This window comes from Micromonospora sp. NPDC049107 (assembly GCF_040648595.1).
Lineage (GTDB): Bacteria > Actinomycetota > Actinomycetes > Mycobacteriales > Micromonosporaceae > Micromonospora.
On record NZ_JBEZEC010000003.1, the window covers coordinates 522,015 to 548,480 of the forward strand.

25 protein-coding genes are annotated in these 26,466 nt (G+C 72.6%); 11 read left to right on the forward strand and 14 right to left on the reverse strand.

The window, feature by feature from the left end; translation table 11 throughout:
• Positions 1-12 precede the first annotated feature (12 nt).
• Positions 13-438, forward strand: a complete 426-nt coding sequence (locus tag AB0B55_RS10640; protein ID WP_357171538.1) for an SCP2 sterol-binding domain-containing protein — start codon at positions 13-15, stop codon at positions 436-438.
• Positions 435-2,507, forward strand: a complete 2,073-nt coding sequence (locus AB0B55_RS10645; protein ID WP_357171539.1) for a glycogen debranching N-terminal domain-containing protein — start codon at positions 435-437, stop codon at positions 2,505-2,507. Before AB0B55_RS10640 ends, AB0B55_RS10645 begins: the two co-directional genes overlap by 4 nt.
• Here the strand turns inward: AB0B55_RS10645 and AB0B55_RS10650 are convergent.
• On the reverse strand, positions 2,476-2,757 hold the full coding sequence (locus tag AB0B55_RS10650) for a hypothetical protein (protein WP_357120163.1): 282 nt from the start codon (positions 2,755-2,757) through the stop codon (positions 2,476-2,478). The two genes, AB0B55_RS10645 and AB0B55_RS10650, sit on opposite strands and share 32 nt — an antisense overlap.
• A 102-nt stretch (positions 2,758-2,859) precedes the next feature.
• Positions 2,860-3,363, reverse strand: coding sequence for a DinB family protein (locus tag AB0B55_RS10655; protein WP_357120160.1), 504 nt, complete (start codon positions 3,361-3,363; stop codon positions 2,860-2,862).
• 132 nt (positions 3,364-3,495) lie between these two features.
• On the opposite strand from AB0B55_RS10655, the gene AB0B55_RS10660 reads away from it, so the two are divergent.
• A complete protein-coding gene (locus AB0B55_RS10660; protein WP_357120157.1) occupies positions 3,496-4,443 on the forward strand; it encodes a DUF72 domain-containing protein in 948 nt (315 codons plus the stop codon).
• A 52-nt stretch (positions 4,444-4,495) separates the two neighbouring features.
• Here AB0B55_RS10660 and AB0B55_RS10665 read toward each other — a convergent pair whose 3' ends face one another.
• Positions 4,496-4,861 carry a hypothetical protein gene (locus tag AB0B55_RS10665; RefSeq protein WP_357120154.1) on the reverse strand — a complete coding sequence of 122 codons (366 nt, stop codon included), beginning with the start codon at positions 4,859-4,861 and terminating at the stop codon, positions 4,496-4,498.
• Positions 4,862-5,048: 187 nt separating this feature from the next.
• Positions 5,049-5,678, reverse strand: a complete 630-nt coding sequence (locus AB0B55_RS10670) for a hypothetical protein (RefSeq protein ID WP_357120151.1) — start codon at positions 5,676-5,678, stop codon at positions 5,049-5,051.
• Between the two features lie 186 nt (positions 5,679-5,864).
• Between AB0B55_RS10670 and AB0B55_RS10675 the strand changes: the two genes are divergently transcribed.
• A complete protein-coding gene (locus tag AB0B55_RS10675; protein WP_355050353.1) occupies positions 5,865-6,035 on the forward strand; it encodes a hypothetical protein in 171 nt (56 codons plus the stop codon).
• A 53-nt stretch (positions 6,036-6,088) separates the two neighbouring features.
• On the opposite strand, the gene AB0B55_RS10680 is transcribed toward AB0B55_RS10675, so the two are convergent.
• Both AB0B55_RS10680 and AB0B55_RS10685 read right to left on the reverse strand, forming a co-directional pair.
• The gene (locus AB0B55_RS10680) at positions 6,089-7,345 is read right to left on the reverse strand and encodes a hypothetical protein (RefSeq protein WP_357171540.1); all 1,257 of its coding nucleotides are present in this window, start codon (positions 7,343-7,345) and stop codon (positions 6,089-6,091) included.
• Positions 7,346-7,518: 173 nt separating this feature from the next.
• Complete coding sequence (locus tag AB0B55_RS10685) at positions 7,519-8,199, reverse strand: hypothetical protein (protein WP_357120145.1); 681 nt, start codon at positions 8,197-8,199, stop codon at positions 7,519-7,521.
• Between the two features lie 245 nt (positions 8,200-8,444).
• On the opposite strand from AB0B55_RS10685, the gene AB0B55_RS10690 reads away from it, so the two are divergent.
• Together AB0B55_RS10690 and AB0B55_RS10695 are read left to right on the forward strand one after the other, a co-directional pair.
• The gene (locus AB0B55_RS10690) at positions 8,445-10,502 is read left to right on the forward strand and encodes a DNA topoisomerase IV subunit B (RefSeq protein WP_357120142.1); all 2,058 of its coding nucleotides are present in this window, start codon (positions 8,445-8,447) and stop codon (positions 10,500-10,502) included.
• Between the two features lie 32 nt (positions 10,503-10,534).
• On the forward strand, positions 10,535-13,018 hold the full coding sequence (locus tag AB0B55_RS10695; protein WP_357171541.1) for a DNA topoisomerase IV subunit A: 2,484 nt from the start codon (positions 10,535-10,537) through the stop codon (positions 13,016-13,018).
• Positions 13,019-13,222: 204 nt separating this feature from the next.
• On the opposite strand, the gene AB0B55_RS10700 is transcribed toward AB0B55_RS10695, so the two are convergent.
• From AB0B55_RS10700 to pseB, 7 genes are all read right to left on the reverse strand, one after another.
• On the reverse strand, positions 13,223-13,855 hold the full coding sequence (locus AB0B55_RS10700; protein ID WP_357120136.1) for an alpha-ketoglutarate-dependent dioxygenase AlkB: 633 nt from the start codon (positions 13,853-13,855) through the stop codon (positions 13,223-13,225).
• 337 nt (positions 13,856-14,192) lie between these two features.
• Positions 14,193-15,251, reverse strand: coding sequence for a spore coat protein (locus AB0B55_RS10705; RefSeq protein WP_357171592.1), 1,059 nt, complete (start codon positions 15,249-15,251; stop codon positions 14,193-14,195).
• Positions 15,248-15,970 (reverse strand): glycosyltransferase family protein, encoded by a 723-nt coding sequence (locus tag AB0B55_RS10710; RefSeq protein ID WP_357171593.1) that lies wholly within the window; start codon positions 15,968-15,970, stop codon positions 15,248-15,250. The genes AB0B55_RS10705 and AB0B55_RS10710 overlap by 4 nt, the downstream gene beginning before the upstream one ends.
• Positions 15,971-16,116: 146 nt before the next feature.
• Complete coding sequence (locus AB0B55_RS10715) at positions 16,117-17,955, reverse strand: class I SAM-dependent methyltransferase (RefSeq protein ID WP_357171542.1); 1,839 nt, start codon at positions 17,953-17,955, stop codon at positions 16,117-16,119.
• Complete coding sequence (locus tag AB0B55_RS10720; RefSeq protein WP_357171543.1) at positions 17,945-18,793, reverse strand: hypothetical protein; 849 nt, start codon at positions 18,791-18,793, stop codon at positions 17,945-17,947. Before AB0B55_RS10720 ends, AB0B55_RS10715 begins: the two co-directional genes overlap by 11 nt.
• Before the next feature lie 10 nt (positions 18,794-18,803).
• Positions 18,804-19,961 carry an aminotransferase class I/II-fold pyridoxal phosphate-dependent enzyme gene (locus AB0B55_RS10725; protein ID WP_357120127.1) on the reverse strand — a complete coding sequence of 386 codons (1,158 nt, stop codon included), beginning with the start codon at positions 19,959-19,961 and terminating at the stop codon, positions 18,804-18,806.
• Positions 19,958-20,941: a UDP-N-acetylglucosamine 4,6-dehydratase (inverting) gene (gene pseB, locus AB0B55_RS10730; RefSeq protein ID WP_357120124.1), complete on the reverse strand. Its 984-nt coding sequence runs from the start codon at positions 20,939-20,941 to the stop codon at positions 19,958-19,960. Before pseB ends, AB0B55_RS10725 begins: the two co-directional genes overlap by 4 nt.
• A gap of 354 nt (positions 20,942-21,295) precedes the next feature.
• Between pseB and AB0B55_RS10735 the strand changes: the two genes are divergently transcribed.
• Positions 21,296-23,029 (forward strand): hypothetical protein, encoded by a 1,734-nt coding sequence (locus AB0B55_RS10735; RefSeq protein WP_357171544.1) that lies wholly within the window; start codon positions 21,296-21,298, stop codon positions 23,027-23,029.
• A 111-nt stretch (positions 23,030-23,140) separates the two neighbouring features.
• Here AB0B55_RS10735 and AB0B55_RS10740 read toward each other — a convergent pair whose 3' ends face one another.
• The gene (locus AB0B55_RS10740) at positions 23,141-23,650 is read right to left on the reverse strand and encodes a GNAT family N-acetyltransferase (protein WP_355050343.1); all 510 of its coding nucleotides are present in this window, start codon (positions 23,648-23,650) and stop codon (positions 23,141-23,143) included.
• Between the two features lie 99 nt (positions 23,651-23,749).
• Between AB0B55_RS10740 and AB0B55_RS10745 the strand changes: the two genes are divergently transcribed.
• Genes AB0B55_RS10745 through AB0B55_RS10760 form a run of 4 tightly spaced genes read left to right on the forward strand, consistent with a single transcriptional unit; the run spans position 23,750 to position 26,432 of the window.
• The gene (locus tag AB0B55_RS10745; RefSeq protein ID WP_357120118.1) at positions 23,750-24,001 is read left to right on the forward strand and encodes an acyl carrier protein; all 252 of its coding nucleotides are present in this window, start codon (positions 23,750-23,752) and stop codon (positions 23,999-24,001) included.
• Positions 23,998-25,269 carry an AMP-binding protein gene (locus AB0B55_RS10750; protein ID WP_357171545.1) on the forward strand — a complete coding sequence of 424 codons (1,272 nt, stop codon included), beginning with the start codon at positions 23,998-24,000 and terminating at the stop codon, positions 25,267-25,269. The genes AB0B55_RS10745 and AB0B55_RS10750 overlap by 4 nt, the downstream gene beginning before the upstream one ends.
• Positions 25,262-26,017 (forward strand): SDR family NAD(P)-dependent oxidoreductase, encoded by a 756-nt coding sequence (locus AB0B55_RS10755; protein ID WP_357120112.1) that lies wholly within the window; start codon positions 25,262-25,264, stop codon positions 26,015-26,017. Before AB0B55_RS10750 ends, AB0B55_RS10755 begins: the two co-directional genes overlap by 8 nt.
• On the forward strand, positions 26,001-26,432 hold the full coding sequence (locus AB0B55_RS10760) for a hypothetical protein (RefSeq protein ID WP_357171546.1): 432 nt from the start codon (positions 26,001-26,003) through the stop codon (positions 26,430-26,432). Before AB0B55_RS10755 ends, AB0B55_RS10760 begins: the two co-directional genes overlap by 17 nt.
• The last annotated feature ends 34 nt before the right edge of the window (positions 26,433-26,466 follow it).

Sequence of the window (26,466 nt, forward strand, 5' to 3'; positions counted from 1 at the left end):
GGAGGGGATGTGATGGGCACGACGGCGACGAGCTACCTGGAGCACCTGGAGACGGGCCGGCCTTTCGACCTGCCCGAGACGATGGCCGGGACGCTCCGGCTGGACCTGCGCGACGACGGGTACACCGAGCACTGGTACCTGACCGTGGCGGACCAGCACATCCGGGTCAGCCGCTCGGCCGACGACGCGGACCTGGTCGTCCGCGCGCCCCGGGCGGTCTTCGACGAGTTGGTCAACGGTGACCTGCCCCCGGGCACGGCGCTGCTGCGCAACGAGCTGACCCTGCGGGGCGACATGCGGCTGCTGCTGGTGCTGCGGCGTGTCCTGCCGGGGCCGAGGGGCGCCCGGCACCCGCGCGAGCTGGGGCGGGCCGCGTTGGCCCGGCGGAGCGCGCCGGCCGGGCGGGCGGCGACCGGCGGGCCGGGCGGCCAACCATGAGGCAGGAGCTCGTGCACGTCCTCGCCGGCAACGTGTTCGCCATCAGCGACGCCCAGGGTGACGTCGAGGTGGATCCACAGGCGCCCGTCGGGCTCTTCGCGTTCGACACGCGCTTCCTCTCGCACTGGGTGCTGACCGTCGACGGCGAGCGGATCAACGCCCTCTCCCGGGACGACATGACGTACTTCGAGACCCGGTTCTTCCTGGTGCCCGGCGCCGCGAGCCACTACGTCGACGCCGACCTGTCGATCATCCGGCACCGCTCGGTCCACGATTGCTTCCACGAGAAGATCACCGTGCTGAACCACTCGCCGCAGCCCGCCGAGCTGAGCGTACGGATGGAGATGGGCAGCGACTTCGCCGACATCACCGAGATCGGGAACCTGCGGCGGCGGGACGTACGGGTCGACGTCGACTCCGCGCGCCAACGGCTCACCCTGCGCTACGAGCGGCAGCGGTTCGTCCGGGAGACGACGGTCAGCAGCACCGCCGCGGTCGACGTCGACGAGGGCGGGATGACGTTCCGGATCCGCATCCCCCCGCACGGGCGCTGGGAGACCGACCTGCACGTCGTCCTGACCGTCGTCGGGGAGGGCGGCCAGGACATGCGCGCCAGCCTCCATGCGCACCAGCGGGCCGTCCGCACCGGGATGCGGGAGGACCTGGCGGCCTGGCTGGACCGTGCGCCGCGGTTGGTGGCCGAGCGCGGGGGCCTGGAGGAGATGTACCGGGGGAGCCTCGCCGACCTGGCCGCGCTGCGGTACCGGCCACTGTCGACCGCCGAGCGCGTGCCGGTCGCCGGCCTCCCGTGGTCGATGGCCTTCCTGGGGCGGGACAGCATCATCACCTGCCTGGAGACGCTGGCCTTCACCCCGGAGTTGACGCCGGCCACGCTGCGGATGCTGGCCCTGCTGCAGGGCGGGCACCTCGACGACGAACGCGAGGAGGAGCCCGGCAAGATCGTCTCTGAGCTCCGTTACGGCGAGTCGAGCGTCTTCGGTGAGCGACCGAGCGCGGTGTACTACGCCGCCGCGGACATCACCCCGTTGTTCGTGGTGCTGCTCGACGAGTACGAGCGCTGGTCCGGTGACGCCCAGCTCGTCCGCGAGCTGCGCCAGCCGGCCCGGATGGCGCTGGACTGGATCGACGAGTACGGCGACATGACCGGCGACGGCTACGTGCGCTACCAGCGCCGCAATGAGCGCGTCGGCGCGGTCAACCAGTCCTGGAAGGACTCCTCGGACGCGATCATCGACGCGCAGGGACGGCTGCCCGAGTTCCCCCGCGCCACCTGTGAGTTGCAGGGTTACGCGTACGACGCGAAGCGGCGCGGCGCCCGGCTGGCCCGCGAGTTCTGGGGCGACCCGGAGTACGCCGACCGTCTCGACCGGGAGGCCACGGCGCTGAAGGAGCGGTTCAACCGGGACTTCTGGCTGCCCCACCGGGAGTACTACGCGCTGGCGCTGGACCCGTACGGCGAACCGGTCGACGCCCTGTCGTCAAACATCGGGCACCTGCTGTGGAGCGGGATCGTCGCGGACGATCGGGCCGAGGCGGTCGCCGAGCACCTCCTGGGGCCCCAGCTCTTCAACGGCTGGGGCGTGCGGACGTACGCCGCCGGTCAGCGCCCGTACAACCCGGTGGGGTCGCACCTGGGGGCGGTGTGGCCGTCGGACAACGCCCTGATCGCCGCCGGGCTGCGGCACTACCGGTTCGACGCGCACGCGGCCCGGATCGCGAAGGGCATCTTCGACCTGGCCCAGACGCTCGGCGGGGCGGTACCCGAGCTGATCGCCGGCTACGAACGGAGCTTGACGAAGTATCCGGTCCAGTTGCCGTCGGCCGGACGCCCGAAGTCGTGGTCCTCGGGAGGCCTGCTGATGTTGCTCGGCACCCTGCTGGGTCTGCGACCCACCGGTGAGGACCTGTTGGTCAGGCCCGCTCTGCCCGCGGGGTTCGGCCGTGTCGACCTGCTCGGCGTTCCCGGGCGCTGGGGCCGCACCGACGCGTACGCCGGCGAGCGCTCCACCCAGCCGGTCAGGCCCCCGACGTCCCCGTTCCGGTCCTGAGATCGGCAGCCGTCGAGCCCTGCTCCTGCACGGGCGCGTCCCGCTGGGCCGGGGGAGACCGGTGGCGGTGTGCCTGGGCCTGGCGGAAGCCCCGCACGGCGCTGCCCAGACCGGCCAGCTCGCCGGGCCGCGCAGCGGCGCGGGCCGCCGTCAGCAGCAGCCCGACCGGATGCGTGCCGGCGGACTCGTCGACGGGAAGACCGCCGAGCAGCTGCTCGGCGGTCTCGCCGTCCATCCGGTCCGCGTTCATCTCGTGTCCCTCAGCGCCGCTCTGGCGGGCGATGTCACATCCGCTCGCGCGGGGGACGAGGAACACGACGTGCACGCGGGCCGGTGACCGCCGGATCGCGGGTCAGCCCATGGTCTTCGCCCCGTCGATCGCCTCCCGCAGGATGTCGGCGTGCCCGGCGTGCTGGGACGTCTCGGCGATCAGGTGCAGCAGGACCCGACGCACCGTCCAACTCGCGCCCGGCTCGAACCAGGGCGCCTGCGGCAGCGGGTGCGCCGCGTCCAGGTCGAGGGTGGCGATCAGCTCGTCGGTGTGCGCGGCCACCGCCTGGAACCGCTCGACCAGCCCGGCCAGGGTCTCGCCCGGCGACATCTGGAACTGGCCGACCCAGTCGATCTCGGTCCGCTGCATCTCCTCGGCGCCACCCACGGCGAACAGCATCCACCGCTCCTCGGTGGTCGCGACGTGCTTGATCAGCCCGCCGGGGCAGAGCTCGCTCACGGTGCTGCGGGTGCCGGCCTGCTCGTCGGTCAGACCGTCGACGGTCTGCAGGAGGAAGCCCCGGTGCCGGCGCAGCGTCTGCAACAGGTCGGCCCGTTCCCCGGTGAGCTGCGCGGTGCTGGTCATGGTGTCGCCCTCTCCTCGAAGTCCGTCGGCCCGCAGCCTAGGACCGGGCACCGACACTTCCAGGTCGGACACGACGTGGGCATCGGGCGTCAGCGGTTGCCGATCGCGGTGCGGGACTGTCCACTGAATGACATGGGTGTCATCAAGGTGGGCACGTCGTCCTGGGCGGACCAGTCGCTGCTGCGCTCGGGCTGGTATCCCCGCTCGGCCAACACGCCGGCCGGCCGGCTGGCCTTCTACGCGGGCCGGTTCCCGCTCGTCGAGGTGGACACCTCCTACTACGCCGTCCCGGTCCCGGAGACGACACAGGGCTGGGTCGACGCCACGCCCGACGACTTCACCTTCGACGTCAAGGCGTTCAGCCTCTTCACCGGGCATCCCACGCCGGTCGCCGCGCTGCCACGCGACCTGCGGCCGACCGCCGGCGCCGGCCGGGTCCGTCGCCGCGACCTGCCCGAGCAGGCGTACGAGGAGCTGTGGTCCCGCTTCCGGGCGGCGCTGGCCCCGATCGCGGCCGCCGGCAAGTTGGGCACTGTCCTCCTGCAGTTTCCGCCCTGGCTGGCCCGAAGCGCCGCCGCCGAGCGGCGCATCGTGGAGCTGGCGCAGCGCTGCCGGCCGTGGCGGGTGGCGGTGGAGCTGCGGCACGGGTCCTGGTTCGACGGCGCGGCCACGACCGCGACCCTGGATCTGCTGCGCGCGCACGACCTCTCACTGGTCTGCGTCGACATGCCGCAGGGGCACCCCTCGTCGGTGCCGCCGATCCTGGTGCGGACGGCTGAGCCGGCGATCGTCCGTTTCCACGGCCACAGTGACGCGTGGCGCGACGGCGACAAGCAGGACAAGTTCCGCTACGCGTACGCCGAGCAGGAGCTACGCGCCTGGGCGGAACGGCTGGCCGGGTTGGCCGAGGACGTCGACGACCTGCACGTCCTGTTCAACAACTGCTGCGCCGGGCAGGCCCAGCGGGACGCGACGCGGCTGGCGCAGCTGCTCGCCGAGACGATGCTCGGCGACACACCGGTGCCCGTCGGGCCGCGTCGGACGCCCGACGGTCCGGCCGTCGCGGCCTCGCGCGGCTGACCGACGGCCTTCGCGCGTGCCCACCGTCCGGGCCTGCGGGCAGCGCCGGCGTTCAGGAGCGGCGACCCCGGCTGCGCAGCGCGTCCTGGGACCGGTCGGTGACCTCCGCCTCGTCGGGGAACGTCCGTCCGCTGGGCGCGGGATCGGGCGGCGCGCCCGGCCCCGCCATCGTGGTGCGGGTGGGCTCGACCGAGCCGAAGCCGTGCCGTCCGGCCGGGCCGCTCTGCCCGTCCGGCAAGCCCGCCCGCCGTTCACCGCGCCGCCCCTCGGGCACCGCCGTCTCCTCGCTGCCCTCGTCCATCGGGGCGTCGTCGCCCGCGCCCCAGGGCGCGTCGGCGTCGAGGCCGTCGCTGGTTCCCCACGGGTTGGTCGCCTCCGGTTCGAGCCGGTCACCGCCGCGTCCCTCGTGTGCCGTCATGGCCACCTCTTCGGTCGGTCCGCCGCTGTCGACGGACGGGTTGCCCCTCCCGGTCCTGTCCACCGGGCGTGGGCGCGGGGTGGGCCGGCGCCGGTGCGACCCGTGCCCACCCCGAAGTGCCGCGCGGCGCAGGGCCGGCCGGCGTCCCGCCGTCGACGGTCCGGCGGGGCCCCGGCCGGCCCGACGCTCAGCGTCCGGCCATCGCCATCTGGCGCTTGCCGCCGACGCTCATGCCGATCTTGGCCAGGCCCATCGGGGCGCTGCGCATCCCGCCGGCACGGCTCATCAGGCCCCGCAGCACCTGACCGGGCTTCTGCTGCTCACCCATGTACGCGGTGACCACGACCAGCGATCCGGTCAGCGCCGGGATCGCCCACTGGAGCAGCTTCATCTGCCGCTGCGAGGAGGCGACGCTGGCCGGTGTCTGGTGGTTGGGCTCGGTGGCGCCGCTCACCGGCGGTCCGCCCGCCTTCTCCAACCGCATACCCACCAACCGGCTGTAGCCGGTGACGGCCAGCGCGCCGATCGTCAGCGCCGTCTTGATGGCGCTGGCGCGGCCAACTCCACGCTGGGCCGCCACCCGCGGGCTCTCGGTGACAAGTTCGCCGACCGCGCCGGCGAGGTGCGCGCCGATCGCGGCCGCGTTGACCGGTGTCCACTTGGACCATCCGGCCGAGGCGACCGGGAGCCGCTGGGTCGAGTCGTTGATCTTCGCTGCCGCGCCGTTGACGCCGAAGGCACCCATGAGGGAGCCGCCGAACCAGGCCGCCAGACCCAGATCGTGCATCGAGCGCAGTGCGGTGTGTCGTTCGGACATGTGTGATCCCCTTCCGCCGTGTCGGGCGAGGCGGCTTACCCGTCGCCCGGACGGCTAACCCCGTCGTCCGCCGGTCGATCCCCGCGACGGGGACATTCGGGCTTCGGGGGCCGAACCGTCTTCGCCGAGGAGTCGTCGGCGCGGCGGTGGGTAGGTCAGGCGGACGCCGACGGAGAGGGGAACGGCATGTCGCAGCCGGACGAGGTCCGCGAGAAGACCCCCAAGACCGACGCGGTGCTCATGCACCCGGACAACGATCCGCACCGCACCACCGCCGAGGTCGCGCCGCGCAAGGACCACGCGCCGATCGAGGTGGAGCGCGACGGCGAACGGACGCCGGTCGAGCAGGAGGACTGAGTCGACACGACGGAGGCCCCGTCGGATGACGGGGCCTCCGGTGGCGAGACCGGTCAGGAGACCGAGATCGCCCCGTTGCTCGCACGGACACACGACACCGCGCGGGCGGCGGTGACGGCCGCGCCGGCGAGGCACTGGCCGAGCACCTGGTGTCCGGTGGCGTTGGGGTGCCACGACTCCTGGCACGTCTGGAAGTAGCTGACGCAGGTGTTGGCGATCCGCTGGATGGCGATCTTGTCCTTACCGGCGAGGCTCGTCACGAAGGTGCCCGTGGCGCCGTCCTGCAACCGGATCGGGGTGGCCAGCGCGCCGGCCGGGCTGGACGTCGACTCGCACAGCCGCGCGCCGTCGAAGGCCCGCTGCACGTTCAGATAGACCAGGTCGTCGTTGGGGAACTCGGCGGCCAGGGTGTCCCGAGTGGACTTCACGATGCCGCCGAGTCCCTGCGAGAAGCGGTGCCCGGGGGCGAGGCTGGCCCGGTGGATCGGGCAGCCGGCCGCGTACCGCTCGGCGCCGAGGTCACGGAACTTGTCCCGGGTGTCGTCGCGGCCGTCCTCCTCGTGGAACGCCGCGTTCAGCTCCTGCGGCAGCGGGTTGGTGTAGTCCTGGAACACCACCCGGTGCTGTCCGTCCGCGTCCACCTGGTCGAGGGTGGTGAGGATCTGGCGTACGGCGGCGGTGGTCTCCGCGGTCGCGGCGCTGAACTGCGCGGCGGTGGCCAGGTCGGCGTCGCTGCACGGCTTCTGCTCGACCGGACCGTTCAGGTACGCCCAGAACTCCCACCAGCCGGTCCAGGCGTCGGCGATGAACCGGTTGGCGCACGTCTCCGCGACGCTGCCGAAGGTGAACGAGCTGTTGTTGGAACCAAGGCCGATCAGCACCAGGTCGATGTCCTGGGTCTGCGCGACGGCACGGAGCTGGTCGAGCTGCGCGGCCACCGTACGGCCGTTGGTCCGGGCCTGCGAGGCGGTCGCGATGTCGTGCGGCTGGCCGCCGGAGCAGGCCAGGTTGAACCGGTTCTGGATGCCCGGCAGGTTCGCCTGGTTCAGCGAGGCGTTGGCCGACCGGTGGCAGAAGTACGCGTTGTTGTTCGGGGCGGTCCAGCCGGGAAAGCCCTGGGTGACCCCGTTGGCGTCGACCACCGGCGTGTACGCGCCGGCGCCCTCCCCGCTGATGAAGCTGTCGCCGAGCGCCACGGCTGCGGTGGGCAGCGCGGCGGTCGCGGGGGCGGGCAGCGCGACGGCGGTCGACAGCGCGGCCGTGACGATCGTGAGTGCCGCGGCGAGCGCGGTGCGGCGGAACCTGGGCATGGGGCTCCCATCCATCGAAAGATGAAAGATTCTCTGAGAGCGCGATCAGATCACCCCCGTGCAACGGGCGTCAATGGCCCGTAACAGAATCTTTCGACGATCGACACGTGGATGTCGGCGCAGCGGTGTGCGCCCACTCTGGACGGGCGATGAACGCCGGACCGTCGACGACGTCAGGGGTGACGCCGGCCGCGCACGGCCGCGCCGAGCGCGTTCAGACCAACACCCCAGATCAGGAGTACGCACAGCCACTGCGCCCACCGCAGCGCGCTCATCTCCCCGGAGAGCAGGTTGCGGACGCTGCCGAACGGGGTGAGCCACGGCAGCGCCGGACGCAGCGCGTCGACGGCGTCCAACAGCCCGAACAGGCCCAGCGGGAGGACGATCGTGGCGAGGAACGCGACCACCCGCGAGCGCAGCAGCAGACCGAGCCCGGTGCCGACCAGACCGGCGACCACCTGCACCAGCACGCTGCCCACCGCGACCGTGCCGGCATGCCGCCACGGGTCAGCCGCCCCGTCGGCCGGGCTCAGCGCCAGCGTCGCGGCGCAGATCACCACACCGGCCACCCCGATCACGACGGCCGGCAGCAGCACTCCGAGCGCCGTCGGGACGACACCGCCGGACTCCCGGCGCGGATCGTGCGCGAGCAGGATGCCGAACAGTGGCGTCGCCACCGACAGCAGACTCTGGACCGCACCCGACAGGTCGACGAACGTCCGATCGGCGGGCGCCGCGGTCGCGACGAGGGCCACGGCGGTGAGCAGCCCCGCCAGGAGGGTGCCCGCGAGCAGCCAACGCCGGGCACCCGTACCGACCGAGCGCCGCAGGGCGTCGCGTGTCGTGTCGTCCACCCCGGCCGCCTCCCCGCGTCCGTCGTCCCCGCAAGTGAGGAATCGTACCGAGGTGGGTATCTCTGCGTGGTCCCCTGCTCACTGTGCGGCTGTTCGGTGGCTCACGTTCGTCGGGTCGAGCACGGCGGGTCGCGTAGGTGCTCCGGGAGTTGTCTCAGTCTCGGGCTAGGCTCGCTGCGGCGCGCGCCGGCCGACCGACAGTTGGGACGCCGCACCACACCGCCGAGACCGGGGAGTACGACCAGTTGACCGCAGAGCCTGACACCCTGTACGGGGCCGATGACCTCACCCACCTTGAGGGGCTGGACGCCGTTCGTAAGCGGCCCGGCATGTACATCGGTTCCACCGACAGCCGTGGCGTGGGTCACCTCGTCAACGAGATCCTCGACAACTCCACTGACGAGGGCGTCGCCGGCCACGCGACAAACGTCGAGGTGATCCTGCACCCCGACGGCTCGGTCCAGGTCGACGACGACGGCCGGGGCATCCCCACCGACGTGCACGCCAAATCCGGCATCTCCGGCGTCGAGTTGGTGCTGACCCGCCTGCACGCGGGCGGCAAGTTCGGCGGCTCCGGCTACAAGACCTCCGGCGGCCTGCACGGCGTTGGCGCCTCGGCGGTCAACGCGCTGTCCCGTCGGTTCGACGTGACCGTCCGCCGCGCCGGCAAGATCCACGCCATGTCGTTCCGGCACGGCGTACCCGGGATCTTCGACGGCGCCGGGCCGGACGCGCCCTTCACCGCCGGACCGGGGCTCCAGGTGACCGGGGCGATGAAGCGCGGCCAGCGCACCGGCACCTCCATCCGCTGGTGGCACGACGCGCGCTACTTCGAGACCGGCGCGGCGCTGGACGTCGACGCGGTCCGGATGAAGCTGCGCAACACGGCGTTCCTGGTCCCCGGCGTGACGTACCTGCTGCGCGACCTGACCGGTGAGGCGCCCGTCGAGGAGCGGTTCCACTACCCCAACGGGCTCAGCGACATGGTCGAGTTCCTCGCGCCGGCCGGCGACCGGCCGGTCTCCGGCATCCTGCTGGTCAACGGCGAGGGGACGTACCGGGAGAACGCCGCCGACGCCAACGGCGTCATGCAGTCCAACGTGCAGCGCCGCGCCGAGGTCGAGGTGGCGTTCCGCTGGGGCACCGGCTACGAGCGCACCCTCGAGTGCTTCACCAACACCATCCGCAACGCCCACGGCGGCACCCACCGCAAGGGCTTCGAGCGGGCCCTGGTGCGCACCCTCGCCGACGCCGTCCGCAACACCCGCGGCCTGCTCAAGGCCAAGGAGGAGCCGCCCACCCTGGACGACGTCCTGGAGGGGATGACCGCCGTGGTGCACGTGCGGCTTCCCGAGCCGCAGTTCACCTCGCAGACCAAGGACGAGCTGTCGACCACCGGCATCACCAAGGTCATCCAGAGCCTCGTCGACGCGCACGTCAAGGCCTGGCTGGAGGACCGGCGCACCAAGGCCGAGGCGCGCGTCGTCCTGCAGAAGATCGTCGACGCGGCGCGGGTGCGGCTCACCCAGAAGCAGCAGAAGGACGCCGCCCGGCGCAAGACCGCCCTGGAGGGCGCGTCCATGCCGCCGAAGCTGGTCGACTGCCGCGCCACGGGCATCGACCGTAGCGAGCTGTTCATCGTGGAGGGTGACAGCGCCCTCGGCACGAGCCGGATGGCCCGTTCGTCGGAATACCAGGCGTTGCTGCCGATCCGGGGCAAGATCCTCAACGTGCAGAAGGCCAACCTGCAGCAGGTGCTGGACAATGCCGAGTGCGCGGCGATCGTGCAGGTGCTCGGTGCGGGTTCGGGGCGGACGTTCGACCTGTCCGCGCTGCGCTACGGCCGCGTACTGATCATGGCCGACGCCGACGTGGACGGCGCGCACATCCGTACGCTGCTGATCACCCTCTTCGCCCGCTACATGCGGCCGTTGATCGAGGCCGGCCGGCTCTACGCCGCGATGCCGCCCCTGCACAAGATCACCACCAAGGGGCGGAACCCGCAGACCGTCTACACCTACACCCAGGCCGAGATGGAGGCGACGGTCCGCAAGCTGGAAAAGGCCGGCAAGCAGATCGTCACGCCCATCCCGCGCTTCAAGGGCCTCGGTGAGATGGACGCCGACGAGCTGTGGGAGACCACGATGAACCCGGCCACCCGCGCGGTCCGCCGGATCACCCTCGACGACGTGGACGCCGCCGAGCGCATCCTCGAACTGCTGATGGGCGAGAAGGTCGAGCCGCGCCGCAACTGGCTGATCGACTCCGCCGACCGGGTCGACCGGGAGGCGATCGACGCATGAGCCGACGTTTCATTCGAGTGGAGAGCTGAGTCATGGCACGCCGCAAGGACAACAAGGTCGACCTCTCCTCGTTCGACCAGGCCGGCGCGCGGGTCTTCGACAATCCGCTGGTCACCGAGGTCTCCGACTCCTACCTGGAGTACGCCTTCTCGGTCATCCACTCCCGTGCCCTGCCGGACGCCCGCGACGGCCTCAAGCCGGTGCACCGGCGGATCCTCTGGTCGATGTACGAGCAGGGCTACCGCCCCGACCGAGGGCACGTGAAGTCCGCCCGAATTGTCGGGGATGCGATGGGAAAGTATCATCCGCACGGCGACACGGCGATCTACGACGCCATGGTCCGCCTGGCGCAGGACTTCTCGCTCAACGTGCCGCTCATCGACGGACATGGAAATTTTGGATCTCCGGACGACGGCCCGGCCGCCAGCCGCTACACCGAAGCCCGGATGTCCCGCGAGGCCATGCTGCTCGTCGGTGAGCTGGGCGAGGACACGGTCGACGTCGAGCCCAACTACGACGGGTCGTTGACGCAGCCGACCGTGCTGCCGGCGGCCTTTCCGAACCTGCTGGTCAACGGCGCGTCCGGGATCGCGGTCGGGATGGCCACCAACATGATCCCGCACAACCTCGCCGAGGTGGTCTCCGCGGCCCGTTGGCTGATCAACCACCCGGACGCCACCCTGGACAAGCTCATGGAGTTCGTCCCCGGCCCCGACCTGCCCACCGGTGGCGTGCTGCTCGGCCTCGACGAGGTGCGCCGGGCGTACGAGACCGGGCGCGGCGTGGTGCGGATGCGCGGCAAGGTGGAGATCGGCCCGATCGAGGGCAGCCGGGGCCGCCAGGCCATCACCGTGGTCGAGCTGCCCTACGGCGTCGGCGCGGAGAAGGTCATCGCGGCGATCACCAACGAGGTCACCAAGACCAAGCGGCTGACCGGCATCGCGGACGTCAAGGACCTCACCGACCGCGAGAGCGGCACCCGCCTCGTGGTCGAGTGCAAGGTGGGGGTCAACCCGCAGGCGCTCCTCGCCGACCTGTACCGGTTGACCCCGTTGGAGCAGTCGTTCGGCGTCAACAACCTCGTGCTGGTCGACGGTCAGCCCCGTACCCTCGGGTTGAAGGCGCTTTTGGAGGTCTTCCTCGCCCACCGGTACGAGGTGGTCACCCGGCGCAGCTCCTACCGCCGCCGTAAGCGCGAAGAGCGCCTGCACCTGGTCGACGGTCTGCTGATCGCGCTGCTCGACATCGACCGGGTGGTCCGTCTGATCCGTGGCAGCGACGACGCGCAGGCGGCCAAGGACGCTCTGATGAGCCAGTTCGGCCTCTCCGACATCCAGGCCACCTACATCCTGGACACGCCGCTGCGCCGCCTCACGAAATTCGACCGGATTGAGCTGGAGGCCGAGCAGGACCGGCTGCGCTCCGAGATCGCCGAGCTGTCCACGATCCTCGACGATGAGCGGGTGCTCAAGAAGCTGGTCTCCGACGAGCTGGCGGCCGTGGTCAAGCAGTTCAGTACCGAACGGCGTACGACCCTTGTCGACGGTGACCTGAAGGAGGTGCTGGCGGCGTCCGCGCCGGCCGGCCCGCTGGAGGTCGCGGACGACCCGTGCCAGGTGATCCTCTCGGCGACCGGGCTGGTCGCCCGGACCGCGGCCGAGTCGGAGGAGAGCGCCGAGGGGCGTCGGCGCAACGGCCGGGTCAAGCACGACACGGTACGCGCGATCGTGCACTCCACGGCCCGTGGCCGGGTGCTGCTGGTCACCAGCGCGGGTCGCGCCTTCAAGATCGACGTACTGCCGCTACCGGTGCTGCCCGAGCAGGCCGGCACGGTGTCGCTGCGCGGCGGCATGTCCGCGGCCGAGTTGGTGCCGCTGGAGGCGGGGGAGACCGTCGTCGGTCTGGCCCCGCTCGCCGGCGCCGCCGACGCCTCAGCCGGGCTGGCGCTGGGCACCCGGCAGGGCGTGGTCAAGATCTGCGCCCCGGAGTGGCCGGTGCGGTCCGACGAGTTCGAGGTGATCGGCCTGCGGGACGGTGACGAGGTGGTCGGGGCGACCTGGCTGACCGACAACACCGAGACGCTGACGTTCGTGACCTCGGAGGCGTCGTTGCTGCGCTTCGCGGCTTCAGTGGTGCGCCCGCAGGGCCTCAAGGGCGGTGGCATGGCCGGCATCAGCCTGCCGGCCGGGGCGCGGGTGGTCTTCTTCGGCGCGGTACGCACCGACGATCCGGGTCACGGCGAGCCGATGGTGGTCACCTCCACCGGAGCGACGGTCAAGGTCACGCCGTTTCAGGCGTACCCGGCGAAGGGCCGGGCGACCGGCGGCGTGCGTGCCCACCGGTTCCTCAAGGGTGAGACGGACGTCGCCGTGGCCTGGGTGGGGCCGCGCCCGGTCGGCGCGACCGCCACCGGCGAGCCGGTCGAACTGCCGGCGGCGGACCCCCGCCGCGACGGCAGCGGCTTCGCCGTGATGCTCGGCCCAACGGTAGTAGGCCACCTAATCGAACGCGACTAACCCCGCGCTCCCCACCCCCACCCCCACCCCCACCCCCACCCCCCGGCCCCTCTGCCCTCCGGCCCCGCTGCCTCCTTGGTGATCAAGAGGTTTGCGTCATCGCTCCCGGCGTGTCGTGACGCAAACCTCTTGATCACCGGGGCGGAGCGGGGAGGGGGGTGGGTGGGGTGGGGTGGGGCCGGGTGGGGTGGGGGAGGGACCGGGTTAGGCGACGTTGATTGGGCGGAACTGGACGCTCACCCTGGGGCCTACTGGGCGGGTGGTCTTGGGGATGGCGTGTTCCCAGGTGCGCTGGCAGGAGCCGCCCATGACGATCAGATCGCCGTGTCCCACGGGGAAGCGCAGGCTGTCGCCGCCGCCGCGCGGGCGTAGCAGCAGCGGTCGGGGTGAACCGAACGAGACGATCGCGACGATCGTGTCCGTGTGCGCGGAGCGGCCGATGGTGTCGCCGTGCCAGGCGACGCTGTCGCGGCCGGAGCGGTAGAGGCACATGCCGGCGGTGACGAAAGGTTCGCCCAGCTCGGGTGCGTAGTGCCGGGTCAGGGCGGTGCGGGCGGCCGTGAGCACGGGGTGCGGCAGTTGCCGTTCGCCGTCGTACCAGCAGAGCAGGCGGGGCACGTCGACCTCGCTGTCGTACATGGTCCGGCGTTCCGCGCGCCAGGGCACCTCGGCGAGCAGGGTGTCGAGGACCGCGTCGGAGCCGCGTACCCAGCCGGGGAGGTGGTCGACCCAGGCGCCCCGGGTGAGATCGTGCCGCCGGATCGCGCCGGGCAGCGGCCCCAGGGCCGGGTCCGCGTCGGTCAGATCGAGCATCGACGGCTGGTAAACGACCTCCATGCAGCCCACCCTAACAGCACGTTAGTACAAGCGTGCGAGTGCCGAGCCGCACGCCCGCAGCCCCCACCCACACCGCGCCCCCACACCGCACCCCCACACCGCACCCCCCGCCGCGCCCCCACACCGCGCCCCCACACCGCACCCCCACACCGCACCCCCCGCCGCGCCCCCACACCGCGCCCCTCGCCGCGCCCCCACACCGCGCCCCCCGCCGCGCCGATCTTGCAGTTTCGGTTGCCGATATGGGAGTAGACGCCCCTTGTGTCGCCACAGCAAGTGCAAGATCGCGGGGAGCGGGGAGCGGGGAGCGGGGAGTAGTGGGGAGCGGGGGCGGCGGTCAGGGTTTGGTGGGGGTTGGGGTTATGGCCTCCAGCACGGCGTCCACGACGCGGGCGCGGCCCTGGCCGTCCACGGCGGCCCAGGCTCGGGCGGCCAGCGCCGCCCGGCGTCGCGGCGAGCTGAGCAGCCCGTTCAGCGTTCGCGCCGCCGTCGCTCGGGCGGTCCGCCCGGGCAGCCCGGCGGCGGTCAACTCCGGCAGTTCGCCGAGGCCGGCGGCCAGGCCGTGGCGCACCACCCGGGTGTACGACTCGCGCTGGTTGTCGACCACGCAGACCAGCGCAGCGGGCGCGCCGAGGCAGCACAGTTCCCAGGTGGAGGTGCCGGCGGCGCTGATCACGAGGTCCGCCTCGGTGATCAGGGTGGGCAGCGAGCCGGTGGGCGGGACGGGACGCACGACCTGCCCCCGCCCAGGGCTGATCGCCTCCAGCTCGGCCTCGATCTCGGGTCGCCCGACGACGACCGTGAGGTCCAGCGGGTGGCCGGTGGCCAGCAGTACCCGGGTCAGCGCCGGTGCCGCGCCGACCGCGTCGGTGCCACCGAAGAAGGCGAGCACCCGTGGCCTGCCGACCGTCGTGGCGGGCCGGGGCCTCGCCGGGCGGGCGGTCACGACCGAGTCGCGCAGCAGGGCGTACCCGCTGCCGGCGAGCAGCCGTCCGGGCAGGTCCGGAGGCCGCGCCCCGAAGTTCTGGTCGAGGTAGAGGTCGGCGTCCTGGCCCCGGCTGTCCCCGTCGATCACGGCGAGGGTGAGGATGCCGGCTGCGCGCAGGGCACCGGCGGCGGCCGGGTCCAGTTCGTACGAGTCGAGGACCACCACGTCGAGGTCGTGTCGTCGGGCCGCCTCGACCAGCTCGCTCGGTGACTCGGGGCCGGGGTGCAGCTTGATGCCGCGCGCGGCCAGTTCGGCGCTGGCCCAGCCGACGCGCTCGACCGTGCCGAACACCGCGACGTGGGCGCCTCGGGCCAGGAACTCCTCGGCGAGGGCCAGGCAGCGGACGAGGTGCCCCACGCCGCGCCGTGGCCCGGCGTCGCAGCGCAGCCCGACCCGTAGCGTGCTCAGGACTCCTCCAGCCGCTTCTGGCGTACGTCGGCGTTGAGCGCGCGCAGCCGGGGTTGCCCGTCGAGCCAGTCGGCGAGCTTGGCCAGTGGCACGCTGACGTCGCCGAAGTGGTCGGCGACGGCGCTCACCAGCGCCCAGTCCTGCTCGGTGTCGAGGGTCAGCCGCAGCGCCGAACGGTTCGGGGTGAGGGTGACCCCGAGCACCCGGAACAGCTCCGGATGGGTGTACGCGTACGAGGTCACGTGCACCCGGTGGTGGCCGGTGGCGAGCCGGTCCAGGGTACGCAGGGCGTCCGCGCGGATGATCTCGACGTCCAGCCCTCGGGGCAGGGTGCGCGCGATCGACGTGCTCGCGTAGTCCAACCCGGGTACGGCCCGGTACACCGAGGCCACCAGCGTGATGATCTCCGGGTCGAGCAGCGGGCAGTCGGCGGTGAAGCGCATGACCGCGTCGCCCGGGTGGGCGGCGAGCGCGCCCACGAACCGGCCCAGCACGTCGTCGACGGGGCCGCGATGGCACGGCACGTCGAGCCGGCGGCACTCGTCGACCACCGCGTCGTCGACCGTGTCGGTGCTCGTGGCGACCACCAGGTCGGCCAGGACGCCGCTGTCGCGGGCGGCGCGGACGACGCGGCCGAGCACGGACCGCCCGGCGAGCGGGCGCAGCACCTTGCCGGGCAGCCGGGACGAGCCCATCCGGGCCTGCACGATGCCGACGATCCGTGCTCCGGCGGCCGCTCCCGCGTCGGCCGTCGCATCCGGACGCGCTGCCGTGGCGGGCGGCGCCGCAGGGTCGGGCCGCGCCGCAGGGTCGGGCCGCGCCGCAGGGTCGGGCCGCGTCGTCGCGGGAGCGCCGCCGTCGTCGGTCACTGCTGCTCCTCCTGCTCCGTGACGAGCTGCTTCGGGGCGAGCGCCGCGCGGGCACGTCGCTTCGCGGCACGCGCACCCCGCTTGGCCAGCCGGGCGGGGGTGATGGCGAGCCGGCCGACTCGGTAGCTGATGGACCCGCTGAGCAGGCCGATCTTCGCCTCGGCCCGGCGCAGCGCCCGTTCCCGGGAGGTGAGCAGCTCGTCGGTCCACTTGGTGAGGGCCGCCAGCCGACTGATCTCCTCGCGTTGGCGCCGCCACGCCTCGCGCAACTGCTGGTAGCTGTGCGCGCCGAGCGGCGGGTCGGTCGGTTCGACCGCCTGCAGGTCGGTGGCGAGGGCCGTGCGGTGCTCGGCGTCCAGGCCGTGCAGGCTGGCCGTGATCGCCGCCTCGACCTGGACCGCCTCGGCCACCGTCGTCCGGTCCAGGTCGTGGCCGGCGAGCCCGCCGAGGACGACGGTGAGGCCGGCGACGTCGAGGGTGGACGACCACGGGTGGGCGTACCCGCCGGTGAGCAGGGCCGCCGCGAAGCGCCACAGCCCGCGGGCCAGCACCACGTCGCCGGGGAGCCGGTCGGCCGCCCGCCAGCTCGGGTCGAGTACCGCGAAGCGTTCCCCGTCGACCACCATGTTGTCGGCACTGGCCAGCGCGGCGGCGCCGACCAGCCGTCCGTCGGCGTCGGCCTGGTCGGCGAGCCAGCCCGCGTACCCGTGCAGCAGCGCGCGCACCGTGGTCAGGTCGCGGCGCAGCGCGGCGTCGAGCAGCAGGGTGTGCAGCAGCCGCCCGGACGGCACCGGTCCGGTCAGCGCGTCGGGGTCCCGGTACGCGGCCTCGCGGCTGGCGAACGGCGCGCTCGGCGCGCGCGTGTCGGCGGTGGCGACGTGCCCCCACCGCCAGCCGGACGGGCCGTCGCGCACCTCCAGCACACCGATCCCGGGCTGGCCGGACGAGCCGGTCTGCACCAGCGCCACCGGCAGCTCCGCGTCGCCGGGGGAGTCCGTGGGCCCGCCGGGCCGGTGGGCCAGCAGCAGCCAGGCCGGCGCGAGGTCCGCGGCCCGCCCGGCGTGCAGGGCGTCCACCGCCAGCCGGGCCGGGTCCTGGAGCACCGTGGCGGGAGCGAAGGCACCGGCGCAGGCGCCGTGCAGCACCGCGTCGAACAGCCCGCGGCCCGCGCCGTGGTCGAGCTGGTCGGCGTCGAGCAGGGCCGTCGCCGTCGCGCCATCGGGGTACGCGGCCCAGCAGGCGCTCGGGCGGAGCCCGCTGTCGGTGATCCGCTGCCGGAGCTGGCCCCGGTTGGCGGGGTGGGCCGGGTCGAGCACGCCGCCGATGACCCAGGCGGAGTCGTCGCGGGCGGCGTACCAGGGGGTGGTGGCGACCAGCCGGTGCAGCCCGAGCGGGTTGTCCAGGCGCAGCAGCAGCGCGCCACCGGGGCGTACCGCCGCGACCAGCCGGGCCAGCACGCCGTCCCAGCCGAGCCGGGTGCCCTCCACCGACTCGATCGGGTCCAGGCCGGCGGCGGCGATCACCACGTCGTACGTCTCGTCGTCGGGCAGGCCGGCGGGGCCGCCCACGATGACGCGGGTGGCCCGCCGGGCGAGCACCACCGCGTCCGGGTGACTGCGCAGCAGGCAGGTCACCTCGGCGTGGGCGAGCCGGTCGAGCAGCGCCGGGTCGTGCGGGCCGGCCAGCAGGACCCGCGCGCCGGACGGCACGACGCGGGCGGCCAGCGCGGCGAGCGGCCCGCCGTCGGCCAACCGCCCCTTCGGCAGGTCGGACCAGGCCAGCATCTCGCCGCCGGGCAGGCTGATCCGGCCGGCGGGTGCGGTCTCAGTCGTCACTGTCGTCCTCTTCTTCCCCAAGGTTCGCCCAACCCAGCAGCTCACGTAGCTCGGCCGGGGTGCAGCGGTGGTCGACGCCCAGCTCCGCGCGGGCGATCGAGACGGCGGTGGGCAGGTCGACCCTGGTGCCGTGCAGCTCCGGCCACTGCCGACGGATGCGGGCGGTGCCGCCGAAGGTCGGGTCCTCGTTGGACAGGATCATCGGGTCGCCGTAGACCGCCGGTTCGCAGCCGGCCGCGATGCCGTAGAAGATCGCGCTGGTCAGCCGGTTGGATGCTACCCGGCGGTGCCGGCGCAGCTCGGTCAGTTGCTTGTCGAGGAACTCCGGGTCGGTGTCCTTCCACCAGTGTCCCCGGTAGCCGTGGCAGATCACCCGGAACCCGGCGCGCTCGTAGAGCCGCCGGACGTGGCGCATGCCGTACTCGTGCCAGTACAGGCAGACCGTCACCGGGCCGGGCTCGGTGTCGCGGATGCGGGCGATCAGCTCCCGGTGGTCGCCCTTGACGTGCTGGCCCTCCCAGCCGTGGAACGGGTACCAGATGGTGCCCTCCCGCTCCTGCTCCGGCGGGTTGTCCGGCCGCATCGCCAGCAGGTAGGTGAACGGGGCGCCGATCACGACGACGTTGCGCCGCCCCACCGACCAGGCCCGGCGGCGGGTCTGCTCGGACCAGAGCAGGCTGGGCGTGCGGTCGGCGTACGGGTGACCCGGCGCCAGGCCGTCGCCGATGTTCCAGCCGTGCTGCACGTACCCGTTGATCCGTGGCGGATGCCGGTCGCCGAGAGCGGCGTAACGGGCCAGCACGTGGGCGTGGCCGTAGAAGTGGTTCGCGTGGTGCATCAGCTTCCCATCAGGCGGCGGAACGCACCGCGCTGCCCCGCAGGATCGCGGTCAGCGCGTCGATGACGCGGTCCTGGTCGGCGTCGCTGAGTCCCGGGTACAGCGGCAGCGACAGCTGCTGGGCGTAGAACGACTCGGCCACCGGGCACGACCCGCGCCGGTAACCCAGGTCGGCGAAGGCCGGGTGCCAGTGCACCGGGATGTAGTTGACCTGTACGCCGATGCCGGCCGCGCGCATCCGGTCGTAGACCTCGCGGCGACGGCCGTCGAGCACCCGGATCGGGTAGAGGTGCCAGGCCGGCTCGGCCCACGGCTGCTGGACGGGCAGGCGTACCCCGTCCAGGTCGGCGAGCGCCTCGTTGTAGCGGGCGACGAGCGCGGCCCGGCGGGCCACGAACTCGCCGAGGCGGCGCAGTTGGCTGCGGCCCAGGGCACAGAGCACGTCCGGCAGGCGGTAGTTCAGCCCGAACTCGGGGACCTCGTAGAACCAGCCGCCCTCGTCGGGGCGGCGCAGGTCGTCGCGCTCGCGGACCATGCCCACGCCACGGAAGCGGCGGGCCCGCTCCAGGATCTTCGGATCCAGCGCGGCGACCCCGCCGCCCTCGGCGGTGGTGAGGTTCTTCGTCGGGAAGAACGAGAACGTGGTCAGGTCGGCGAGTGATCCGACCGGCCGAGCGTGGTACGTCCCGCCGATGGAGTGCGCCGCGTCGGCGAGCAGCAGGGCGTCGGTGCCCGCGACGGCCTTGCGCAGCGCGTCGTAGTCGGCCGGGTGGCCGGCGTAGTCGACGGCGGAAACCACCTTGGTACGCGAGGTGACCGCCGCCGCCGCGGCAGCCGGGTCGAGGCAGAAGGTCTCCTCGTCGACGTCCGCGAACACGATCTTCGCGCCGAGGGCGACAGCGCTGCTGGCGGTCGCCACGAACGTCATGGGCGGCACCACCACCTCGTCGCCCGGTCCGACACCGGCCGCCGCGTACGCCACGTGCAGCGCGGCGGTGCCGTTGGAGACGGCGGCGACACCTGCCGCGCCGGTCACCCGAGCCAGGTCGGCCTCGAACGCGTCGACCTGCGGCCCGGTGGTGAGCCAGTCGCCGCGCAGCACGCCGGCGACGGCCGCGACGTCGTCCTCGGAGATCGACTGCCGGCCGTACGGGAGCATCCCTGTCATGCGGTCAGGCCGAGCATCTCGCGTAGCTGCTCGACGGTGAGCCACTCGTCGTTCGTGTCCGACTGGTAGGCGAAGCCGTCCGGCACGGGCTCGCAGTCGACCGGCGGCTGGTAGCCCCAACCGGCGATGGTCGGCTGGACGATGTAGCGGTCCTTGGCGCGCAGCGTCCGCCGGCTGTCGTCCGGGGCGATCATCTCCTCGTGCAGCTTCTCGCCGGGCCGGATGCCGATCTCGTGGGTGGTGGCGTCCGGGGCGACGGCCTCGACCAGGTCGAGGATGCGCATGCTGGGGATCCGGGGCACGAACAGCTCGCCACCCTGCATCTGGTCGAACGAGTCCATGACGAACTGCACGGCCTGCTCGAGGGTGATCCAGAAGCGGGTCATCCGCTTGTCGGTGATCGGCAGGCTCTTGCCCTCGGCGGCCAGCCGGTGGAACAGCGGGACGACCGAACCACGGCTGCCGACCACGTTGCCGTAGCGCACGACCGAGAACCGGGTCGGGTGGTGCGCGGCGTAGTGGTTGGCCGAGACGAACAGCTTGTCGCCGACCAGCTTGGTGGCGCCGTAAAGGTTGATCGGGCTGGACGCCTTGTCGGTCGAGAGCGCGATGACCTTCTTGACGCCCGCCTCGATCGCCGCGTCGACCACGTGCTGCGAGCCGGTGATGTTGGTGGCGATGAACTCCGACGGGTTGTACTCGGCGGTGTCCACCTGCTTCAGGGCGGCGGCGTGCACCACGTGGTCCACGCCGTGCATCGCCCGCGTGAGGCGGTGCCGGTCCCGGATGTCGCCGATGAACCAGCGCAGGCGCGGGTCGTCGCCGAGTTGCTGGCGCAACTCGTACTGCTTGAGCTCGTCGCGGGAGAAGACCACCACCCGGGCGGGGTCGGCCTCGGTGAGGATGTGCCGGAGGAAGGTCCTGCCGAAGGAACCCGTTCCCCCGGTGATCAGAATGGACGATCCATTCAACTCACTCAATTTGGTGCTCCCGTGATCGTGGATGAACCGGCGGCCCTCGGCCGGCCGACCGGGGTGAGACGCTAACGGCGGCGGGTTAACGCACCGGCGCTCGCGGGTTAACCGCTTCCCCTGCCGTCGTGAATGGCGGGCACCGTGCAGGCGAACATTTCCGACCGGCCGGGAAGCGGGCTGACCAGGGGAGATCCGGCCGCTACAGTGGCCGCGCGAGCGACCCGGCAGCCTTGAGCGCGTCGTGGTTGCCGCGTTCACCCGACATCCGCACCGCCTCGGTGCGAGCGGATCATCCCCGAGCGTCACCAGCCTGTCCGGCGTGCCCAGCGGCCGGTCCGGCCGACGGTTCAGGAGGCGTTGATGGCAATCGGCAGCGACGTGATCGAACGGCCGGCGGTCCCGGCCGGGACACCGCCCGCGACACCCGCACGCCGATGGCTGGTGCCGCTGCTGCTGTTCGTCGGTTGGGTGCTGAGCGTCGCCTGGCGCCTGTGGCTGTCGCGGCACATCGCGCTGCCCATCGCCCACACCGACGAGGACAGCTATCTGAACACCGCCCGCGCCCTCGCCGGCGGTCCGGGCGGGTTCAGCAGCGAGAACGACCTGCTGCGCCGGGTCGGATACCCCATGCTCATCTCGCCCGCGTTCCTCGGTCACCACGACTTCGCCGACAGTTACCGTCTCGTCCAACTGATCAACGCGATGGTCAACTCGACGCTGCTGCCGCTGGCGTACCTCCTGGGCCGCCGGGTGCTCCGGCTGCCCCGCGCGTCGGCGCTGCTCGCGGCGGTGGTGGCGGCCACGCTGCCGGCCACCGCCTTCTACGCCGGCGTCGCGATGATCGACACGGTGATGGCGCCGCTCGTGGTCGCCTGGCTGCTCGCCGTGCACCGCTGGATCGAACGCCCCGGGCCGCTCGCCGCGGCCACCGTGGGCCTGCTGGTGGGGTCGTTCCACCTGCTGCACTCGCGCGGTCTGGTGATCGTGGCCGTGCACGCCGGCCTGGTCCTGCTGCTGTTCGTGCGCCGCCGGATCACCCCCGTCGCGGTGCTCGCGGCGCTGCTGCCGGTGCTGGCCCTGGCGCTGGTCAACGAGGCCGGCATCCGCCTCCTCGGGGACAAGGTCTACCTGCTGGGCAGCACCCCCGGGGGCGGCACGGTCGCCGCCGTCGCCTCCGCCCAGGGGGTGGTCCGCGTCGGGGCGGCCGTCACCACCCAGCTCTGGTACCTCGTGGTGATCACGTTCGGACTGGCCGGGATCGCCTGGGCCGCCGCCGTCAAGGAGCTGTGGCGTCCGCGCCACGGTGACGCCACCCGCTGGACGATGGGGGTGGCGCTGGTCGTGAGCGTCGGAGTCGCCAGCGGCGCGTCGGTGCTCCTGGCCGGCATCACCGGCAAGCCGTTGGACGCGATCTACGGCCGCTACGTGCAGATGCTCGCCCCGTTCTGGCTGCTGGTCGGGCTCGGGGTGCTGCTCACCGAGGAGCGCCGGGTGGCGCTGCGCCGGGCGGCGGTCGCGGTGGGCCTGCTGGTCGCCGGCGGCGCGCTGGTCGCCGGTCGCCTCGCGTACGTGGCCAGCCGAGGGCACTCGCTGCGCTACGGCGGCTTCGGCGCGCCGGACCTGATGGCGTTGACCAACGGTTGGCGCGAGATGCGTCCGGTGCTCGGGTCGCTGATCGGCATCGGCGCGTGCGTGCTGCTGGTGGCCGCGGTCCGGGTGCCCCGGCTGCGGCTGCCCGTGCTCGGCGTCCTGGTCGTGGTCAACCTGCTCACCATGCAGGTGATCGACCAACGGCTGGTGCGGCCGATGGCCGCGAGCACCGCGCCGACCCCCCGGGTCGCCGACGTCGGCGTACGCCCCGGCGAGCGGGTCTGGGCCTCCACCGGTGTGCACTACATCCTGCGGTTCAACCTCAGTCACCAGGTCACCTGGACCGACGTGCGGTGGTTCCGCGAACAGCCGCCCGCCGCCGCGCAGGTGGTGTTCGCCCGCTGGGCGCCCGGCCAGCCGGACGACTGGGACGGCGCGAGGTACGGCTTCGTCCGGCTCGGCGGCAACGAACGGCAGCACTGGGCCGCCTGGCGGCGCGCCTGATTCCGACGCCCATTACCGCCCGGTGGTCACCGCGTTCCGGTGAACGGTGGATGTCCACCGGGCGTACGGGTGCCTAACGCTTTACCGCCATTGCGGAAATGCCGGCGGCAATCACCGTTGGCGACGATCCTCACGCGCCAGGGAAATCGGAATGACGGTGATTTCCCGCCCGTCGGACAGTTCCTGCCGTGGCGTGCCCTCGACGAATCGAAAACGTCGGTTCATCTGCCGCACGACGGTGTTGTGCGCCAGCACCTCGCCGTCGAGCCGAGTCAGGTGCAACCCGTCGAAGGCGTACTCCACGGCCTCCCGCATCACCCCCAGCCAGGCCGGCAGCGTCTCGCCCCGCCCGGCCAGCCCGTCGGCGTCCAGGTAGAAGCCCCACGCCCCGGTTCGCGGGGCGTCCAGCCGCAGGTCGAAGAAGGTGACGACACCGCAGGGTCGGTCGTCGTGGACGTACGTCAGGACGCGCCGCGTCGGGTCGTCGCGCACCGCCGACCACCACCGGGCGTGCTCCTCGGCGGTGATCTCGTGGCTGGTCTTGCTGACCTGACGGTTGGTTTCCTGATTACGCCAGGACAACATCAGATGAACGTCGTCCGCCGTCGCTTCGCGTAGCACGTGCTCCCGCTTTCCTGTCTGAACACATCCGGTCGGAGCACCTTACCCGGGCCTACCGGGAAAGCAGTTATCCATTCGCTGGGTTGTAGACTCCGGCGCATGAACGAATTGAGTCGCGCGCAGATCCGCGACCTCATGGCGCAGGTGCTCAAGAACCAGGACAAGGAGCTGCCCGCCGACGACGCGGCGCAGCTGCGGGACATCGGTTTCCGCTCGCTGGACTTCTCCGAGCTGGCCCTGCGCGTGGAGGACGAGACGGGGGAGGAGCTGAACTTCGACGCTCCCGGCCTGCGCCGCATCGCCACCGTCGGCGACGTCCTCGACTTCCTCGTCGAGCTTTCGCAGCAGTGACCGTCGCGACCCCCCACCCGGCCACCGCGGGTCGGGAACCGGCCGGCGTCGACAACCGGCTCGTCGTGGGCGGCGCCGCGCTGACCTGGCGGACGTTGCCGACGCCGCAGCTGCCCGACCCCGCCGCGGTGCTGGCGCACTCCGCCCGGCACGCGCTCGCCGCCGCGCGACAGCACGCCGTGCACGGCACCGAGCTGCTGCTCAGCACCGCGAGTCGGGTGGACGCGACGATGCGCGCGGAGCTGGACGACGCCGGCTTCACCGTGACCCTCCTCGACGACGACGGCGCGCACCCCAGCGCGCCCGCCCGATCGCGCGTCGCCGAACCCGGCCGGCTGTGGCTGCTGACGTCCGGGTCGACGGGCCGTCCCAAGCGGGTCGGGCACACCCTCGACACGTTGACCACCGTGCGGGCCGACCAGCCGGACCGGACCTGGCTGTGCCCCTACGCCCCCGGCACGTACGCCTGGTGGCAGGTCGTGACCCTGTCGCTGACCCAGCCCGGTCAGCACCTGGTGGTCATCGAGCCGGACGAACTGGACGACTGGCCGGCGGTCGCCGCCGCGCACGGGGTCGACGCCGCGTCCGGCACGCCCACCTTCTGGCGGCGCACCCTCTACCGGGACGCCGCCGCGCTGGCCCGGGTGCCGCTGCGTCAGATCACCCTCGGCGGCGAGCCGGTGGACCAGGCGATCCTGGACCAGCTGCGCGAGGTCTTCCCCGCCGCGCGGATCTCCTGGATCTACGCGTCCTCGGAGGTCGGCGCGTCCATCGTGGTGCACGACGGGCGGGCCGGGTTCCCCGCCGAGTGGCTGGACCGGGAAACCGAGGGCCGACCCACCCTGTCGGTACGCGACGACGAACTGGTCGTCACCTCCCCGTACCACGGGGTCGGGCTCTCCGGCCCGGTCCGCACCGGGGATCGGGTGCAGGTGGTCGACGGGCGGGTGCTGATCACAGGTCGCTTGGACACCGACGAGATCAACGTGGGTGGGAGCAAGGTCTCCGCCGGTGTGGTCCGTGGCGTGCTGACCCAGCATCCCGGTGTGGCCTGGGCCCGCGTCACCGGCCGCCGCGCCCCGGTGCTCGGTCGGATGGTCGTCGCCGAGGTGGTCCTCGCACCCGCCGAGCACGCGGACGCCCCGCTGCCCGACGAGGCCGCGCTGGTCCGCTGGTGCGCCGACCGGCTGCCCGAGCACGCCGTGCCCCGCCGGATCCGTGTGCTGACCGAGATTCCCGTCAAGGAGACCCTGAAGAGCGATGTCTGACCCCGCCGACACCAAGCTCGTTCCCCCCAGCTCCGTGGTCCTCGTCTCCGGCGGTTCCCGGGGGCTGGGCCTGGCCATCGTCACCGACCTGCTCGACGCGGGCGTACGGGTGGCCGCGTTCGCCCGTACCGTCACCCCCGAGCTGGAGAAGCTCGCCGCCGAGCACCCCGACCGGGTGCACGTCGGTTCGGTCGACGTCACCGATCTGCGCGCCGCGCAGGGCTTCGTCCGCGAGGTGGAGCAGCGCCTCGGCCCGATCGACGGCATCGTCAACAACGCCGCCGTCGGGCAGGACTCCCTGCACGTGCACACCGCGACCGACGACATCGCCCGGATCATCGAGACCAACCTGACCGCGCCGCTGCAACTGACCCGGCTGGTGATCCGTCGGATGCTCGGCAAGGGGCTGCGGGGCCGCGTCGTCAACATCACCTCGATCTGCGCGCAGCGTGGCTTCCCGGGCCTGGTCGCGTACTCGGCCACCAAGGGCGGCATGGACGCCGCCACCCGCTCGCTCGCCCGGGAACTCGGCGGCCGGATGCTGGTCAACGCGGTCGCGCCCGGCTTCTTCGCCTCGGAGATGTCCGCCGTGCTCGGCCCGACCCAGCTCGACCAGATCGTGCGCCGTACCCCGACCGGCCACCTGACCGAGCCGGAGGAGGTCGTACCGGTGGTGCGGATGCTGCTGCGCGAGCACACCAACATCAACGGCCAGGTCATCGTGGTGGACGGTGCCGCCTCCATCTGACCTGCGCCCGGTGCCGGGACTGCTCGCCGCCGCCGAACGGCACCTACGCATCGGTACGCCCGCCGACCTGGCCTCGGCGACGACCCGCAGTCACCTCGACGACGGGCGCTGCGTCGGCTGGTACGGCCCGCCGGTGCCGGGTTGGCGGGTGGCCGTCGACGCGGAGCGCGCGAACGCCCCGGTTCCCCCGGCACTGGCCCGCCACTTCGGCGTCGCTGACTTCTGGGCCCGGTGGACCCGGGCCGAGTGCTGCTGCAAGTTGGTCGACGTGCCGATCGCGACCTGGTGGCGTCGGCACGGGCTGGGCACTCCGGTGAACGTCGCCATCCTCTGGAGCACCCTGCGGGTCGCCGACCTGGTGGTCACCGTCGGCTTCGCCCCCGAGCAGGGCGCGGGGCTGAGCGGCCGCGACTGACGGCGGGGTGCCGCTGTTGTCGGGTGCCTCCTGT

Bases quoted from the DNA above. Each gene is read 5' to 3' on its own strand.
- AB0B55_RS10640 (WP_357171538.1), top strand. From the start codon at position 13: ATGGGCACGACGGCGACGAGCTACCTGGAGCACCTGGAGACGGGCCGG.
- AB0B55_RS10650 (WP_357120163.1), bottom strand. From the start codon at position 2,757: ATGAACGCGGACCGGATGGACGGCGAGACCGCCGAGCAGCTGCTCGGC.
- AB0B55_RS10660 (WP_357120157.1), top strand. From the start codon at position 3,496: ATGGGTGTCATCAAGGTGGGCACGTCGTCCTGGGCGGACCAGTCGCTG.
- AB0B55_RS10745 (WP_357120118.1), top strand. From the start codon at position 23,750: ATGAACGAATTGAGTCGCGCGCAGATCCGCGACCTCATGGCGCAGGTG.
- AB0B55_RS10720 (WP_357171543.1), bottom strand. From the start codon at position 18,793: ATGCACCACGCGAACCACTTCTACGGCCACGCCCACGTGCTGGCCCGT.
- AB0B55_RS10755 (WP_357120112.1), top strand. From the start codon at position 25,262: ATGTCTGACCCCGCCGACACCAAGCTCGTTCCCCCCAGCTCCGTGGTC.
- AB0B55_RS10735 (WP_357171544.1), top strand. From the start codon at position 21,296: ATGGCAATCGGCAGCGACGTGATCGAACGGCCGGCGGTCCCGGCCGGG.
- AB0B55_RS10655 (WP_357120160.1), bottom strand. From the start codon at position 3,363: ATGACCAGCACCGCGCAGCTCACCGGGGAACGGGCCGACCTGTTGCAG.
- AB0B55_RS10670 (WP_357120151.1), bottom strand. From the start codon at position 5,678: ATGTCCGAACGACACACCGCACTGCGCTCGATGCACGATCTGGGTCTG.
- AB0B55_RS10645 (WP_357171539.1), top strand. From the start codon at position 435: ATGAGGCAGGAGCTCGTGCACGTCCTCGCCGGCAACGTGTTCGCCATC.
- AB0B55_RS10700 (WP_357120136.1), bottom strand. From the start codon at position 13,855: ATGGAGGTCGTTTACCAGCCGTCGATGCTCGATCTGACCGACGCGGAC.
- AB0B55_RS10665 (WP_357120154.1), bottom strand. From the start codon at position 4,861: ATGACGGCACACGAGGGACGCGGCGGTGACCGGCTCGAACCGGAGGCG.
- AB0B55_RS10695 (WP_357171541.1), top strand. From the start codon at position 10,535: ATGGCACGCCGCAAGGACAACAAGGTCGACCTCTCCTCGTTCGACCAG.
- AB0B55_RS10725 (WP_357120127.1), bottom strand. From the start codon at position 19,961: ATGACAGGGATGCTCCCGTACGGCCGGCAGTCGATCTCCGAGGACGAC.
- AB0B55_RS10675 (WP_355050353.1), top strand. From the start codon at position 5,865: ATGTCGCAGCCGGACGAGGTCCGCGAGAAGACCCCCAAGACCGACGCG.
- AB0B55_RS10680 (WP_357171540.1), bottom strand. From the start codon at position 7,345: ATGCCCAGGTTCCGCCGCACCGCGCTCGCCGCGGCACTCACGATCGTC.